At 37.6% G+C, this 15384-nt stretch carries 13 protein-coding genes; 5 read left to right on the top strand and 8 right to left on the bottom strand.

Features of this window, described 5'->3' with window-relative positions:
• Positions 1 to 14: 14 nt before the first annotated feature.
• Positions 15 to 269, bottom strand: a complete 255-nt coding sequence (locus FD725_RS04240) for a SemiSWEET transporter (protein ID WP_179046966.1) — start codon at positions 267 to 269, stop codon at positions 15 to 17.
• Between the two features lie 323 nt (positions 270 to 592).
• On the opposite strand from FD725_RS04240, the gene FD725_RS04235 reads away from it, so the two are divergent.
• The 3 genes from FD725_RS04235 (at position 593) to FD725_RS04225 (ending at position 4158) form a co-directional block, all read left to right on the top strand.
• Positions 593 to 1195, top strand: a complete 603-nt coding sequence (locus tag FD725_RS04235) for an MBL fold metallo-hydrolase (RefSeq protein WP_179051418.1) — start codon at positions 593 to 595, stop codon at positions 1193 to 1195.
• Positions 1196 to 2577: 1382 nt separating this feature from the next.
• Positions 2578 to 3381 (top strand): SDR family oxidoreductase, encoded by an 804-nt coding sequence (locus FD725_RS04230; RefSeq protein ID WP_179046965.1) that lies wholly within the window; start codon positions 2578 to 2580, stop codon positions 3379 to 3381.
• Positions 3382 to 3441: 60 nt separating this feature from the next.
• Positions 3442 to 4158: a class I SAM-dependent methyltransferase gene (locus tag FD725_RS04225; protein WP_179046964.1), complete on the top strand. Its 717-nt coding sequence runs from the start codon at positions 3442 to 3444 to the stop codon at positions 4156 to 4158.
• A 39-nt stretch (positions 4159 to 4197) separates the two neighbouring features.
• Here FD725_RS04225 and FD725_RS04220 read toward each other — a convergent pair whose 3' ends face one another.
• The 3 genes from FD725_RS04220 to FD725_RS04210 form a co-directional block, all read right to left on the bottom strand.
• Complete coding sequence (locus FD725_RS04220; RefSeq protein WP_179046963.1) at positions 4198 to 4848, bottom strand: Uma2 family endonuclease; 651 nt, start codon at positions 4846 to 4848, stop codon at positions 4198 to 4200.
• A gap of 338 nt (positions 4849 to 5186) precedes the next feature.
• Entirely contained in the window at positions 5187 to 9197 is a 4011-nt protein-coding gene (locus FD725_RS04215) for an NACHT domain-containing NTPase (protein ID WP_179046962.1), read from the bottom strand.
• A gap of 331 nt (positions 9198 to 9528) precedes the next feature.
• Positions 9529 to 10002, bottom strand: coding sequence for a hypothetical protein (locus FD725_RS04210; protein WP_179046961.1), 474 nt, complete (start codon positions 10000 to 10002; stop codon positions 9529 to 9531).
• 199 nt (positions 10003 to 10201) lie between these two features.
• On the opposite strand from FD725_RS04210, the gene FD725_RS04205 reads away from it, so the two are divergent.
• On the top strand, positions 10202 to 10822 hold the full coding sequence (locus FD725_RS04205; RefSeq protein ID WP_179046960.1) for a hypothetical protein: 621 nt from the start codon (positions 10202 to 10204) through the stop codon (positions 10820 to 10822).
• A gap of 1411 nt (positions 10823 to 12233) precedes the next feature.
• Positions 12234 to 13346 carry a CRISPR-associated endoribonuclease Cas6 gene (gene cas6 / locus FD725_RS04200; RefSeq protein WP_179046959.1) on the top strand — a complete coding sequence of 371 codons (1113 nt, stop codon included), beginning with the start codon at positions 12234 to 12236 and terminating at the stop codon, positions 13344 to 13346.
• A 49-nt stretch (positions 13347 to 13395) separates the two neighbouring features.
• Here the strand turns inward: cas6 and FD725_RS04195 are convergent, their stop codons facing one another.
• The 4 genes from FD725_RS04195 to FD725_RS04180 all read right to left on the bottom strand — a co-directional run bounded on the left by FD725_RS04195 (position 13396) and on the right by FD725_RS04180 (position 15079).
• Positions 13396 to 13701: a transcriptional regulator gene (locus tag FD725_RS04195; protein WP_179046958.1), complete on the bottom strand. Its 306-nt coding sequence runs from the start codon at positions 13699 to 13701 to the stop codon at positions 13396 to 13398.
• Positions 13702 to 13928: 227 nt separating this feature from the next.
• On the bottom strand, positions 13929 to 14342 hold the full coding sequence (locus FD725_RS04190) for a hypothetical protein (RefSeq protein ID WP_179046957.1): 414 nt from the start codon (positions 14340 to 14342) through the stop codon (positions 13929 to 13931).
• Between the two features lie 30 nt (positions 14343 to 14372).
• Positions 14373 to 14849 (bottom strand): hypothetical protein, encoded by a 477-nt coding sequence (locus tag FD725_RS04185; protein WP_179046956.1) that lies wholly within the window; start codon positions 14847 to 14849, stop codon positions 14373 to 14375.
• A gap of 5 nt (positions 14850 to 14854) precedes the next feature.
• Complete coding sequence (locus FD725_RS04180) at positions 14855 to 15079, bottom strand: hypothetical protein (protein WP_179046955.1); 225 nt, start codon at positions 15077 to 15079, stop codon at positions 14855 to 14857.
• Positions 15080 to 15384 lie beyond the last annotated feature (305 nt).

Below are 15384 nucleotides of genomic sequence, written 5' to 3'. Positions count from 1 at the left end.
TCTTCAAAGCATATTTATCTATATCTAATTTTAAGCCATAAAATTATAAAGTTAAAAAATAAAGTTACACTATTAGCCAAAATAATTGGTAACGATTGGAGAATAATACCATAGATTAACCATAAAAAAATTCCACTGATAAATGTAATTAACATCACAAAAGAAACATCTTTGGCTGATTTTGTTTGCCATGTTTGCCACATTTGCGGCAAGAATGAGAAGGTGGTTAATGCAGCCGCTAATAATCCTAAAAATGTAATAAAATCCATTTAATAATTCTCTATAAATAAACCTAAAAATGCCTAATCATATTTTAATTCAAGCATCTTAGCGGTTAAGTTTTATATTTTGGCATTTTCTGTTAATCTCAGGCGATCGCTGTACGTAAATATTCTGCCATATGGTAAACTCCCAGCAGATAATCATTTTACAAAATATTCATGATTTCAAAGCAGTATAATTTAATACTTAAATTCAGCACTGGGGAGTGAGAGAGTGCTGAGTGAGAAAGTGAGAGAGTGGGGAGTGCTGAGTTTTGACTAATGACTATTGACTAATGACCAATGACTATTGACTATTGACCAGAATTATTATGAAATTACTACACCGTCTCGATTTATATGGCTGGTCTACTTTCAATCCTGCCAGAAATATTGATTTCAATGGGATTGCTTGGATTCGTCCTGATGGTAACATCTTGATTGATCCGGTAGCTTTATCAAATCATGACTGGAAACATTTGGAATCTCTCGGTGGTGTGGTTTGGATTGTGCTGACAAATTCTGATCATGTCAGATCCGCAAAGGAAATTGCCGATCAAACCTATGCTAAGATTGCTGCACCTGTCAGTGAACGAGAATCTTTTCCTATATACTGCGATCGCTGGCTATCTGATGGTGATGAACTTGTATCAGGACTCCAGGTAATTGAACTCCACGGTTCTAAAACTCCTGGTGAATTAGCATTATTGTTAGAGGAGACAACTTTAATTGTCGGGGATTTAGTACGGGCTTATCAAGCAGGTAGGTTAGATATTTTACCTGATGAAAAGTTGCTGAATAGACAGCAAGCAATTGCTTCAGTACAGAGATTAGCTGCATTAGAGAAGGTGGAAGCAGTGTTAGTCGGAGATGGTTGGTCAGTGTTTCGGGATGGACACGAAAGGTTACAAGAACTGTTAACAGAGTTGGAATAAGACCAAGTATTAACAATTAATGCCCCAGATTGATGCTACATGAGAATGAAAAGAAATTTTTCCTGCTTGTTTCTGCACGAGAATCCTATTTTCATATATGACAATCGTGAAAGATTTCATTTTTAATCCGCAATAAAGTAAAACCCCGGAACTGGGAATTTCCGGGGTTGTGAACCTGACCACCTCTACTTTTATAATTTAAAAAACATAGTGCAAAATAAACTTGTGCAGACTTAAATGTCTTATTTTTGTCTAGAAAATTATGGTAATATTTGCCAAACAATAGGCTCTTGAGGAGCGATGAGTTAGTAAATGTGGGGGGTGTCGTCCGCAGCGCAACGCATCATCAAGAATTCAAGAATACGTTAGATGACGGTATAACACACCCTAAAAAACTCATGGTTTAGGATACAAAAAATAGAGATTTAATTACTTGTTTTTTGTCTAAAGTTTTAAATTTTCAGGATTGATTTATCGTTTTAAATCAACAAAAATAAAAGCATCATGTCAAACATGATTGTAGCCCAATAAAGTGACAGAAAGCCTCATAAATGCCTGCATTTGCAGGCATTTTTTATTAAGGCTAAACATCAAATCTGAAGTAGGTTGGGTTGAGCGATAGCGTACTCCTTTGGATGTTCCCTTTCATTTTTGGAGTGTAAAGCTTGTGACTTAGTTATTCTGAGTTATTTTGTCATACGTTTATAGCGTTTCTCAGTTAAGTGAGGTACATATTTTTAGTCAACAGAGGCTACCCGCATTTCTCACAAGCAGTAGGGGTGGGTTAATACAGTTATCAGTTAACGCTGATTCAATTATCTTGACTGATAACTGTTCACTGTTAAAGTGGGCGACTTAAACCCAATTATCTTGACTGATAACTGTTTACTGATTTAACCCGCTCCTACGACCTCTGGACTAGACAGGTGTACTTCATCGGCATGAAAATCGCTATAGTCTAAACTCGAGTGATGATGTTATCTAAAGATAGCAAATTGTTCATAAGCAACAAAATTAGCGATTTGATTGAATCATGACTTTAGTCATGGGGTTATTTATGACTTTTGTCTGAATTATTTTTCTACAAAAAATATTTAATGATGTTAGAAATAAATAGTAGCTACAAAATCCGCTTATTCAAAATAAGTTATGATTAAACATTTTGATTTTTTAAGTACGATATGAGCTATAAAAATTTCTCAGATAGAGCCGATTGATACAAAATTGTATTTTTAGATTGGATATACTTTTGGACGGCTCGCGTATATTCATTGCAACAAACTCATCTGTCATCAATAATTATTTTTAACCTGGCTTTTTATACCTGCATTGATAAAAAATGTAGGTCTAATCAATCTATTTACCCTCTGTAAATATCTAACATGAAGCAAACACAAAAAGAACAATACAAGCAAACTGCTCTAATTACTGGTGCAGCCAATGGTATTGGTTACGAATTAGCGTATATTTTTGCTCAGAATGGTTACAATCTGGTGTTGGTAGATAGACTTGACAGAAAACTGCAAGAAATTGCTGTGAGATTTCAAGATAAATTTGATATTTTTGTCAAAACCATTGTCAAAGATTTATCTATATCCACAGCTCCTAATGAAATTTTCTTAGAGTTACAACAAGAAAATATCCAAGTTGATGTGCTGGTAAATAATGCTGGATTTGGTACATATGGATTATTCAATGAAACTAACCTGAAAGATGAATTAGAAATGCTTCAGGTAAATTTAGTTTGTTTAACTCATCTGACTAAGTTATTCCTGAAAGATATGGTTAAACAAGGTGCAGGTAAAATCTTAAATGTTGCTTCGGCGGCTGCTTTTCAACCAGGGCCTTTAATGGCAGTTTATTTTGCCACTAAAGCCTACGTTTTATCTTTTTCAGAAGCACTGGCTAATGAATTAGAAGGTACAGGTGTAACTGTAACAGTTCTGTGTCCAGGGACGACACACTCTGCTTTTCACGAAAGAACGGGAATGGCCGACTCTAAACTGATGCAGGGGAAAAGAATCATGGATGCACAAACAGTGGCAAATATTGGTTATCAGGCTTTAATGAAGGGTAAAACAATTGTCATTCCTGGACTAATCAATAAAATGCTCGCTAAAAGCATCAGGTTTATACCCAGGAATCTAGTCACAAAAATTGTGAGAAGTATGCAGGAAAATAAATAGTTATTTTGGCTTAACTTGTGCTTAACTTGACTAAGATATTCAAGGAGTCCTGTAGACATCATGTCTGACAAAAGCCGTGTGTCCTCATCAAAAAGTCTCCATTACTCAGACAAATGGCAACAAAGCATAGCACAAGTAGCTTATCGCTTTAATCAACAGTACCAAAATCAACCCTTTGAACTGCCAGCCGAAGTGGAGGAAATGCCCATCTATCGGGAGTGGAAGACGGGGATATTGTCAGGAAAAATTGTGTCTCCTTTCTGGGATATTGCTCAACCTAAAAAAAATCAGCACTGTTTAGATATTGGCTGTGGTGTCAGCTTTTTAATCTATCCTTGGCGAGATTGGCAAGCGTTTTTCTATGGGCAAGAAATCAGTAATATCGCTACAGATACTCTTAACTCCCGTGGTTCTCAACTGAATTCTAAGCTGTTCAAAGGTGTCAAGTTAGCCCCAGCTCATCATTTAGATTATGAGCTATCTTATTTTGATTTAGCGATCGCCACCGGTTTTAGCTGCTATTTTCCCCTAGAATACTGGAGTGCTGTACTCTCAGAAGTCAAACGGGTGTTGAAGCCAGAGGGATTTTTTGTGTTTGACATCCTCAATGTAGAAACGCCTTTGGCTGAAGATTGGGCAGTTTTAGAAACGTACCTGGGTGCGGAAGTCTTTCTAGAACCTGTAGCCGAATGGGAAAAAATTATCAAAGCGGCTGGCGCTAAGGTGGTTACACGACAATCAGGGGAGTTATTTGATTTATATAAAATACGGTTTTAAATAATTCCTAATTTGTAATATGCGGCAAATTACCAATACTCAACCCGCATTTTGTTGAAACTGGCACAGTAACCAAGCACAAACTTCCGATTGGCTCATTTCCCGGCTACGGCGTAAGGCTTCCTCTAAAATGGCAATTACCAATCCAGGTAATACTTGCGATTCTTGAATCCGTTTACTACCTTGATCTGCCATAGCATAGGCAATGATTTGGGCATTCTGCACATCTACTACCCAATATTCTGACACATTTAAGTCCTCGTAGAGCGATCGCTTTATCCCCAAGTCATCCAACAGCGATGTTTTCGCAATCTCAATAACTAAATCCGGTGTAGGGTAGCGATCGAGGTTGACAATTCCTGTACCAGTTGGGATACTTTGAGCCTGTTCTCTGAGGTAATATGCTATATCTGGTTGACAATCCTGTACACCAGTTTTCCGAAAAGTAGTGGTGTCTAAACCTGTGGCTGGGATTCCTGTCAGAGTTGCAAACAGAGTGACTGCGAAGATAATTATCACATGGTCTTGACCATGATCAAAACTAACTGGTGGCATTTCCAGCCTCATATATCCTTTGTAGTAATAACTTTTCCCTTGGTCATCCAGTAAGTCAGCAAGTGTTTGTAAATATTCTTGCCAAGAAGCAGGAATCCATATCTCTGTCGGTAACTGGGTTTGAGTTTCACTCATTATTTAACCCTTATGCCTGTAAGCTATATCTCTTGTAACTCACATTCCGAGTTTTTTGCTTGGTACTTTGACATCTGAAGTCAAAACTTCGAGTTCGGAAAGGGAAGTTTCAGGTTTTGCAGTCGAAATTTCGAGTTCGGCGGCTCAATGTTGGTGTGATGAAGGTGAAGTTTAGAGTTCCGAAGGTGAATTTTTGAGCTTTTTGCTCGGATGTTGGTGTTTTGAGGTGGAAATTTTGTGTTTTGAAGTGCAACTTTTGAGTCATGATGTTAAAACTTGAGGTTTTGATATTAAATGATGGTGATTGAAGAGACAATCACCTAACCTTTGACTTTCATTTATTCTCCTTTTATCCCAGCCTCAATTGCTTTTACAAATGGACTGACCCACCATTGATCAGAAGCCTTCTGAAGTGCCTCAAATATAAATGCTTTTCCTCCAATTTCTACACGTTTCATCAAAGTTAGGTTTTGTTTTACTTGTTCCACTGCTGTTGTGATCAGTTCTTGTTTTTCAGCTTCAGTTGAGGGTTGATAATTTTCTGTAAAGCGGTTGAAGATTTGCTGAATTTCATCAAAAGCATCTATTAAATTTTGTTCATGAGCATAATTGTGTTGAATCTGATCTCCATAGATAGTGCTGTTGATATTAGCAGCGTTCACAGTATTATTAAAGTTGATGATTGGGTTGTCTGAACCTTGCATAATAAATACTCCTGCTTGAATTTGTGTAGTTTGAGACTCTATTTGATTACTTACAATTTGGAAAATCTCTTCTGGTTTAAAGGGTTGCCATGTTTGGCGACGAGCTAAAGTCTCAGCCTCCAGTAATCTCCATTGCAATTTATCTTTTAATTCTGGAAGTTCACGAATAATTTTGCGAAGTGCTTCACACCCTTGAGGAGTCCCACGTTCTTGTAGACGCTGTGGAATATAGTTTTTCCATGTTTTAATACTATCTTGTGGTGTTACTAAATATGCTTCAATACCCGTTACTTGTTCATCCTCAGAACTGTTTTGCTTTTTGTTATCTGAGTCAGGATATTGCTTAGTGAGAAAGATATATAAATCTGCTATGTATTGCTCAGGTAAACGCTGCTCTATGCTTCCACTATATTCAACTGAGAATGTTATCTTTTCCATAACTTCTCGACCAAATGCAGTATCTTGCTGAATAGCAGGCCAAATAACTGACCAACTAGCATCTTGTGTATAGAGTATGAGTGCTTTTGCTGCTACAACTGCTTTTGCTCTTTCCTCAGTACTGCTTGGAAGCGGTAAAGTAATTAGAGATTCTGCAAATGCTTTAGCTTCAATAAATCCATATTTAAGTAAATCTTCGAGTAAAGAACCTAAACTTTTAGCAGTTAATTTTTCATCTTGAACTTTATTGAAAATTGCTTTAGCTAAATTTTCATCCCAACAATTTACTATTAAGTTCTGAATGTGAATATCCCCGTGTTCCCGGTTATGTTTATCAATTAATAACATCAATACCTTGAGAAATTCACTAGGAGCATTTTGATAAGCTTGTTTAATGAATTCCTGACGATACTCCCGATATTCAGTTTTTCCCCAGTCAGGATATGCAAGAATTATTGCTGTCCACTTTTGCCATTCCTCAGCAGACAGAGAAAAAATAAAGTTTCGGGTTTGTTGTCGCAATAAAATTAATGCTTGATAACCTAATAATGCAGAATAGCGAAAATTATTTGTCCCCAGCCAAACTTGATTTTCTGGATCACCATCACGCAAATAAACTCTAGCAGCGTTTATAATCCTTTCTTTGGTTGAATCTTCTGCCTCAATCCAACCAGGAAGATTTGTCAGATTAGAGCGTAATAGATCACCATAATGGGTACTATTAGCTTCAAGAGTTAATTCAAAACATAAAGAACACCAAAGATTAGGCTGACCAGCTTCAATCTTATTCAAAATCTCCAGTACTCTTTCCTTCGGTGGAGGTTCTAAAAGAGGTTGCTTACCGTCTTTGTCTAGCTCTTCCTGTTCTTCCAGATATCTTGCCTGTTCCTGCTGCGCTCTTAGTGAGTTTAAATCAATTGCTTCGATAAGAGATTCAAACTCTTTTCTCAAAATTAAGTTGGTTTCGCTCGCTGTAAGTACAGCATCCAAATGCTCAAAATTCAATTCAGGTCGTCTAAAATGCCACCGTATCAATTTTGCCCAAATGTTTTGATAGTGCTCATTTTCTGATTGTTGAAGACATTCAATTAACCATATAAAATCTTCCTCAAAAACTATCGCTGTTCTGTAGCCAAGTAACCACGAAGGCTCTTTGTCTAATTCTGGAATTGTAGAGATAATTGACTCTATGAGTTGACGACGCTTTTGAATATCATCTTTTAAAACCTGGCTAAAAGATATTGTTTTATACGGATTCTCATAAACAATTTCATCGTGATTTTTTAACCTTGAAAAAGCAACTCTAGCAAATGCTTGCATTACTTCTGGTTCATTCAGATGCTCCCAAGCTTTCATCATAATTGCATCTGATAACTCTCCAAAGGGATAACCTAAGTCACGCCTAGTCACTTGTTTTTCTAGCCATCTTAAAGCTACTGTTAAATCAGATGTTTGAAGATGTTCTCCAAGCTCTTTTGCTATAAAGTCCTGATATCGCCCACCAATAGATTTAGATACTGGCTGTATTAATGTGTTAAACAACTCTTCTGCCGTGATATTTCCTGGCCAAACTGCTCGAAGTCCACAGCCTTTTAGCTGTTCTTCTACATCATTTTGGATTTTCGCAACTGCTAAAGGTTTTAATTTTGCTTTAGTTTTCTCATCACCAAGATTGCAAACTGCCACTGCTGCATTGATGCGAACCCAATCATGTTCCTGAGGAGCAAGTGCAACATTAGCAAGATATTCCTGTACATCTTTGACATTACAGGCTTCTGCAATATCTATTGCTACACTCCGAGCATTAATACTCTTTGTTGAATAGTAAATATAAGGTAGAAGCTGATCAAGTAATTTAGGATGATTTAGATTTTGGTATAGCCAATTATTATATTGGTATGTTAATTTTTCATCATTGTGTAGTTTTAGAAGAGATTCAACCAGGGAAAATTTATCATTATCACTAGCACTGGTAATATCACTTCGCAATAGCACATCAGGATCAGTCTTCATAATTCCGTGAAGTACATCAGTCCTCATGCTAGCTAGCCATGCTGCTGTTTCATGAAGCTGTGGGATTAATTTACCTTCAGTATCTTCAGATGAAACAAACAGTTTCATTATCCTATCTAAAGGTGTTTGATGATAATATAAATACCATGCAGCCAGAAATTCAGCATAAGTCTGATGAGCAAAACCAATTCGATGCGTCCCACGTGAAGAAAATAACTCAGTAATAGATAAGATCTCTGTTTTAATGCAGTTTTCATCCAAGAAAAACTCTTGCTGCTCAATGTTTTCTTTACCTATACACAAATCCCGAATAGCAATATCGGTTTTAGGCATATCTCCATATTCTGGATTGATCCAGATAGCAGACTTATTAGAAAATAGAAGTAATGCAGCAATTCTACTTGCAATAATTAGTCGTTTTTTGGCATTTAAACTGCCAATATTGCCTGAATCACAGCGATCAGGGTTAACCTCTTCACACATTTGTAAACAACCTTCTTCGTACAAATCTTTCTGAGAAGAAGGAAACCGCCCGTTTTGATAAATACCCAGAAGAAATTTTAACGTTATTGGCTTGATAGCAAGAGGAATAGCATTTTTGTTGGAAACTTCTCGTAAAAAATCGTCAGAGTTTATACCACGCTTATTCGCCTCTTCAATTACATTTTCTCGTAGTAGAGGAGCTAGCTGATATATCCTAACATTAGCTTCTCCCCATTTATCTTTTAGTTTCTGCTCTAAGCTATCCTTCCAATCAGCTGTCCTGCAAGTGATCCGAAAATACAAGCGATCGCAAGGGAGCTTTTCTATTTCACGCTTGAGAATGATGACAAGTTTATGTATGGAAAGTAATCCCTCATCTAGGCTATCCAAAAAAAGATATAGTTTATGTTTTCCTCTGCGCCAAGCTTGAAACGTTTCGTCTTGGAAGATTGCATCACACAGATCCTTGTCTGATTCATAATCACCAAGTCTAAACCACAAACATACATCTTCTGAACCACTAAGTCTCTGACTTATTTGAGAATATGCTTGTTTAGCTGCTGTAGTTTTACCCATACCAGCTTCACCTAGCAGGACTAAACAAGGCTTTTCTAATATAGTATCAAAAGCAACCAAATCAGGATTATATATATGTCCCCAATCTTCTTCAGGATTACATAAATAACCGCCGCAAGCGTATTTGAGATTCACTGATAAGGGATACCAGAACCGCTTCCATTTGTAATCTTGACTTGACATTTTTACTGAGAATAGACAGAAAACATTTTTACTATCTTAACTCAGCCAAAATTGTAGTTATGCCACATGATAGCTAGGCTTTTAGGATAAAACACTGCTGCGATCGCCTTCTTAACTCCACGCTTCAACCTTTATACTCGAAATTTGCTGCTCAGAACTCGAAACATCGAGCTTTTTACTAGGAACTTCAACTTCAAAACTCGGAACGCCGAGTAATTTACTCTAACATCCGAGTTCTAAAGCTGACACTTTGCCTTCAAAAGTGCAACTGTCGAGTTATTTTCTACAACACTGCTGCTTGAGGCTTGACTTTCCGAGGTTTACGCGCAAACCTTTGTCCCATTTCCTCAACTACTGCATCTAATCCTCCGGTTTGTCCACTGGCTTTAGCATAGTTATATACTTGCAACGCGGCTGCATAGGCTTCACTACCCACTGCTAGAGACGTATCATCAACCAATTCTTGCAACTGAGTCAACGCCAGCAACAATGGATACAACGCTTCAAATAGTTGCACATCCTTTCGCATTTCTTCTAAGTCAAAAGAACGTGGTAAAAACTCCGGGTTCTGTGTCGCCACCTCCAACGCTTTGCTAACAAAGGCGCGGCTCTTATCTCCCATCTTGGGTAAGGCTTTACGCTCGTCGTTACTCAAATCAATTAAAAATGGGAGCTTTTCTTTAATTGTAGCGATCGCTTGTAACAACCCATCCTTATCTGTTGTGGTCAGTGTTGCACTTACAGGACTCCTGGACATAAACTTTCTTCTCCAGTATGGTTTTCTAATTTAGAGTTCCCATATATACAAGCTAAATACACAGGTAAAAACATAATTTTCACAACAGATAGAAATACCATCAGCCTTACTAACGCACAATTCCCCATAATGCCAGAACTATCTTTAAACTATAGTCATGTCAACATGAGCAGTGACTAAGTTTTTTCAGGAGGTCACAATGGCTTTTAGTAATTATAAAGATATTGGTGCAGTTCTCAAGGAATTTCAGATTACCTACACTGAAGCCAATTTCATCGAAGAAATTGAGTTTACTATATCCGACTACTTCCGAGAAGATTTACAAACCGTTATACAAGACGGAGTACCTAATGCTTCCGAATTTTCAATTTGCGAAAATCTCATTTATCCAGTTCTTAAAGAAGTGTGGAAATGCTATCGTCGTAAGTTTGTTTTGTGGGGTCATAAGTCACTGATCTACGATGATAATCTTTCAGGGTTTCCCGAATATATTTTGGCTAAACGTTCTTCTTTAGGAAAAGTTGTGTTTGATCAGCCTTATTTCTTGTTGGTTGAGGCAAAGCAAGATAAATTTTCTGAAGGTTGGGCGCAATGTCTGGCTGAAATGGTGGCTGCACAAAAATTAAATAGTGAAGGACAAATTACTATTTTTGGAATTGTTTCTAATGGTAAAGATTGGGAATTTGGCAAATTAGAAGAAAAGTTGTTTACTCAAAATAAAAATCGTTATTTTATTCAGCATCTAGATCAGCTATTTGCTGCTGTAAACTATGTTTTCCACAAAAGTGAATTGCTGCTAAATGAGTTAATTGCTGCTTGAGTATTGTTAAGGGAACACCTAAAAATAAATTATCCCAAATTGACAGTTGGTAAGGTGCGTCAGAAGGAAGAATTGATTGGTGTAGCTAGGTTTTCTGACATTAACGCACCCTACATTTTGGATATTTTTTGATCTGGAAGTCACTAATTTAACGTGAGTTCGACGACTGAAAAAACCCCTCTCCAAACCTCTCACGCCAGTTTGCTCAAGTCGGGAAACCCGCCCACGCAACTGGCTCCCCTAAAAGGAGAGAGGCTTTAAAAGCTTGATTTTTCATTGATATGTGATGCTCTTTGCTCCCCTCTCCGCGTCGGAGAGGGGCTGGGGGAGAGGTCAAAAAAAACTTGTCGAACTCACATTAATTTAAGCGATCGCCTTCATTATCACTCCAGTCATACCAATTCACAAAAATCCTGATACATATAGCTTACTCGTTGGGTATTGTCCGCCCACCGTTAAAACGGTGGTCTCATAGCTTAAGTCCATTAAAATGGACTCTGATATTCAGTCCTCTTGAGAGGACTTTAGCTATGAGACAGGGATTTACAATCCCTGACGGACTGACGGACTCACGTATTTGTATCATTATTAAAGTGAAATGGTATCAGTTGCTCGTGCTGCATCAATTGCTATGTGTTTTCTAGTTGATTTTTAGCCAGTTGTATTGAAGCGATGATTCAGCGCTGAGAGTTGGCTGTGTAGCTGTGTAGAGTTAATCTACAGCACCTAATCGACAACTGGCCGTGAGGAGGGAAATTTGCAGGATACTGCAACATCCTGCGGATATATTTCCACCTTCCCGTTCCCCTTGATATCCTCATTAAAGCAATAACTGCATAGTTGTGTCTGCCAAAATGCCACAATTTTTTGTGCCATACTACCAAATAACTCTGGGCAGACTGAGTTGTGTTTGACACTATGCACAAAGAGTAATTTTTGACTAGGGTCAGTTTACAAACTGTCACCTGTAGAATGATCATTTTTATCTGAAAAAAGATATTCTTAACTTAGTGCAAGGAGTGATACCTTTTCACTTCAATGTTTGTTAAAAACAATCCTCACAATGTCTTGCTTTGCAAGGGTATTGGAGATTTTAACTGTCGCATCAAGTAAGTGAATTGGTATATTCTTTTACAAAAAAGCGCTGGGTAAGCAGTACCATATGCGCTTTTTTGTATTTTAGGTAAGAAATTATTACTGCTAGGTCTAGTTGCTTTTGAGGTTGGCTTCTGAGTCAGATAGAGAGCTAGTGGTGGAGTTTGTTAGTAAATCTGAATATACTGGTGGATGGGCGATCGCTATCACCTCTTTTAATTAGGTCAAATACAGACTATTGTGAAGATAGAGCGTTATATTCCGCTTTTTCATGACTTTTCTGCTGTAGCTGATTATTAAAAACTCAAGATTTATAATGGCTCGCATTCTCAAAAAAAAAGTTAATCATCAGACAACTCAACTCAACTGGTCATCAACAACGGAATTAGTAGGACTAGAATTTGAGTTAGTGACAAAAGTTGATGTTTCCCTGTATCCTCAATATACAATTGGACTCCACGCCTGGTTTCTTGACCAAGTACGTTCCACAGACCCAGAACTCTCAGCTTACCTCCATGATGGTGAGTCAGAAAAACCTTTTACTATCTCTGCATTAGATGGGGAATTAGTCAGTAGTGGTAAACAGTTAAAACTTTTGGCTAATAAAACATATCGTTGGTATGTCACAGCTTTGTCGAATCGACTAATACAATGGTTGGCAGAATGGATAAACAACTTACCATCAGAGGTAAGTCTGCGTAATGCACCTCTACAGATTATCGCTTGTCATGTGATTTTTTTACCCACAACTTATGAGCAGTTACTCAATTCGCCATTAGAACAGACTCTAGCTTTACATTTTTTAAGTCCTACAAGTTTTCGGCGCAAAGGTCATCACTTACCGCTACCAGTTCCTGTAAATATTTTCCATAGTTATCTGCGTCGTTGGAATGACTTTGCTGGTACGCCAATTGACCAAGATAGTTTCTTAGCTTGGGTAGATGATTGTGTACTGATTACCCGTCACCAAATCGCCTCAGCAAAAGTGCTAGCGGGGAAGAAAGGTGCAGTCACAGGTTTTACAGGTGCAGTGGAATTTAGTTTGACGAAGGAAGCATCCCAGCAACCGGAGTTTTGTCAATTATTTTCTGCTTTGGGGAAGTTAGCGCCATACTGCGGTACTGGACATAAAACTACCTTTGGTTTAGGTCAAACGCGCTGGGGTTGGTCTTCAAAGGTGGTAGTCGATGTTCCAGATGTGCAGAGTTTGCTAGCTAACCGCATTGAGGAGTTAACAGAAATTTTCACAGCACAACGCAAACGTACAGGAGGCGATCGCGCGATCGAGGTAGCATCAAAATGGGCTACTATCCTAGCACGGCGGGAAATGGGTGAGTCTTTGCAACTGGTAGCGCAAGATTTACAAATGCCTTATGAAACGGTGAAGACTTACGCCAAGCTGGCGCGCAAGGCTTTGAAGGTGGAGTAATAGGTTTTTTTTCGTACAAAGGCGCAAAAAAGAGTACAGATGTTTAGTTTTACTCAAATTGAGCCAAAACAATCTCTTGATTAGGGAACTTAGCCACGAGTTTAAGACTTCCACCAAAAGCTTTAAGACAACGAGAGAGTGCAAATACTTGAATATCCTCTTGGGTTTCTAATTCAGCAATAGTAGACTCAAAAGTTGTCAGGTCGTTTTCTAAACTATTGTTTGTCAGTTCTAAAGACTCCTTCAGTTCCAGAAGGTTAAGATGAAGCAGCATCATCTGAGCGCGAGTTGCATTCTTAGCCCTTTGCTCAGGTGTCATTCGCTTTCGCAATTCGCTATAAGGCTTGGTTCTCATATCTTCTATTTATTTTCGAGCTAGCTTGCAATTTTGTCTTAGTCTTTTTTAGTTTTAGTCCCCTTGCGGGGAAGAGAGATGGGATATTAATCATCTTAATCATCCTGCATCTCACGGATTTGTATCTTTGCCATTACAGGAATTCAATCTATTAGAGAGATTTGATTCCTATTCAGCAGAAGACGAGTGTTTGTTTCCGTCCCCTTGCGGGTAATTTTATGTATCTACTATTTTAACTTATTTTGTAATATATCTTTTATATGCTGTAACTTCTCAAAAGATTTATTAACTTCTAATTGATGACTTTTAAAAAAATCTATTGCACTCGTATATTCCATGCCTTTACCCTCTAAGTATCTAGCTTTTTGACTTGCACTTTCTAAATCGTTATAAAGTTTTTCCAATTCTCTTGTATCTAATTTCTTTGCCAGCTTACGAACATAGCCACGACGAGAATCATGAGGAGATTTTTCTGGGAATTGAGTTCGTATATCATCCCCTTTTTGAGAAGCGTAATACTCTACCCAGTGCAATGCTGCATAAAAGCACATGGTTACTGTCCAATCGGGATAAGTATTCTCATTGCTGCGTGCTGCGTTTTCATTGCTTTGAGCTTGCACAAGGTAGCGTTCACAAGTCATGATTTATCGGCAAAGTAAAACTAGAGTTAATCAAAACACGATAAAGTTAGGAGAATTAATTGACCATACTTTTAGCCTACGTTCCTTTGTATATCTTTTTTCATCAGAATCGGCTATTTTGGAATCTCCAAATGAATAAAATCTGTCTACTATCTGAGGACGAAAATACCATTCTTCAGTAGAATCATCTATTAATTTCCATTCACAGTCAATTATCATATCCTGGATCTTATCCCAGCTTTCATCTGATAATTGGATATCTGCTTTCAACTCTATCTGAAAATCAACCCAATGAATATCTGGAAAACTAGTAGCTACTGCTATAACTCTTTTCACTCCTTCTATTTTTTTAACTAGTTCTTCTACTAATCTTTGTATTTCAGGAGGAATACAAGCAGAGCTTTTTGATATCTTGAAAGGTACTAAGCGTAAATGAGAAGAATTAGCTTCACTCCAAGTAGTTTTAGTCTCAGATTTTGCCGATAAATTTTCCTGCGTTGAACTCATATAATTCATACTTCACCCTTTAAAAACTCATCCAGTCTATCTCTCAAAAATGCTGCGTGCTGGCGAGTAAATGCAAAATTTATGAGATGTGCAGTTGATGACGATTCTTGCTCATCTTCCACAAATGGACTGTTTGAAAGCATACCTGCTATTAATATCCTATGTTCTTCATCAATTGCCACACGCACACCAGTAACAAATAACACTTTGTTTTGTTCTTGTTGACTCATGATTTACCGTTAACCTCTACTTTATCTGAAAATTGGAGAGCTAAATGCTGTTGTTAACACTAGATTTGCTCTACACTGAATTTTATGTTAGCTCTACAAGAAGTAGAGCTAAACAATAATCAAATAGGCTTGCTATTATACTACTTTAATAATGAAAGTAGGATTTAAAGCCTGAGAAATAGGGGCACAAGTAGAAAGCTGGAGTGTTACTTGAGACTGGGTAAAAGTTTTGTACTGTTGTTGAAAAGACTCACAATGCGTCCATGCTGAATACGAATCAAATCCTGTTTTAAAGTGCGACCTTG

The organism is Nostoc sp. TCL26-01, from assembly GCF_013393945.1.
GTDB lineage: Bacteria > Cyanobacteriota > Cyanobacteriia > Cyanobacteriales > Nostocaceae > Trichormus.
Note: the sequence above shows the minus strand (reverse complement) of the source record. Positions and strands in the feature narration are given on the sequence as shown.

Bases quoted from the DNA above. Each gene is read 5' to 3' on its own strand.
- FD725_RS04230 (WP_179046965.1), top strand. From the start codon at position 2,578: ATGAAGCAAACACAAAAAGAACAATACAAGCAAACTGCTCTAATTACT.
- FD725_RS04185 (WP_179046956.1), bottom strand. From the start codon at position 14,849: ATGAGTTCAACGCAGGAAAATTTATCGGCAAAATCTGAGACTAAAACT.
- FD725_RS04205 (WP_179046960.1), top strand. From the start codon at position 10,202: ATGGCTTTTAGTAATTATAAAGATATTGGTGCAGTTCTCAAGGAATTT.
- FD725_RS04240 (WP_179046966.1), bottom strand. From the start codon at position 269: ATGGATTTTATTACATTTTTAGGATTATTAGCGGCTGCATTAACCACC.
- FD725_RS04210 (WP_179046961.1), bottom strand. From the start codon at position 10,002: ATGTCCAGGAGTCCTGTAAGTGCAACACTGACCACAACAGATAAGGAT.
- FD725_RS04235 (WP_179051418.1), top strand. From the start codon at position 593: ATGAAATTACTACACCGTCTCGATTTATATGGCTGGTCTACTTTCAAT.
- FD725_RS04220 (WP_179046963.1), bottom strand. From the start codon at position 4,848: ATGAGTGAAACTCAAACCCAGTTACCGACAGAGATATGGATTCCTGCT.
- FD725_RS04195 (WP_179046958.1), bottom strand. From the start codon at position 13,701: ATGAGAACCAAGCCTTATAGCGAATTGCGAAAGCGAATGACACCTGAG.
- cas6 (WP_179046959.1), top strand. From the start codon at position 12,234: ATGGCTCGCATTCTCAAAAAAAAAGTTAATCATCAGACAACTCAACTC.
- FD725_RS04190 (WP_179046957.1), bottom strand. From the start codon at position 14,342: ATGACTTGTGAACGCTACCTTGTGCAAGCTCAAAGCAATGAAAACGCA.
- FD725_RS04225 (WP_179046964.1), top strand. From the start codon at position 3,442: ATGTCTGACAAAAGCCGTGTGTCCTCATCAAAAAGTCTCCATTACTCA.
- FD725_RS04180 (WP_179046955.1), bottom strand. From the start codon at position 15,079: ATGAGTCAACAAGAACAAAACAAAGTGTTATTTGTTACTGGTGTGCGT.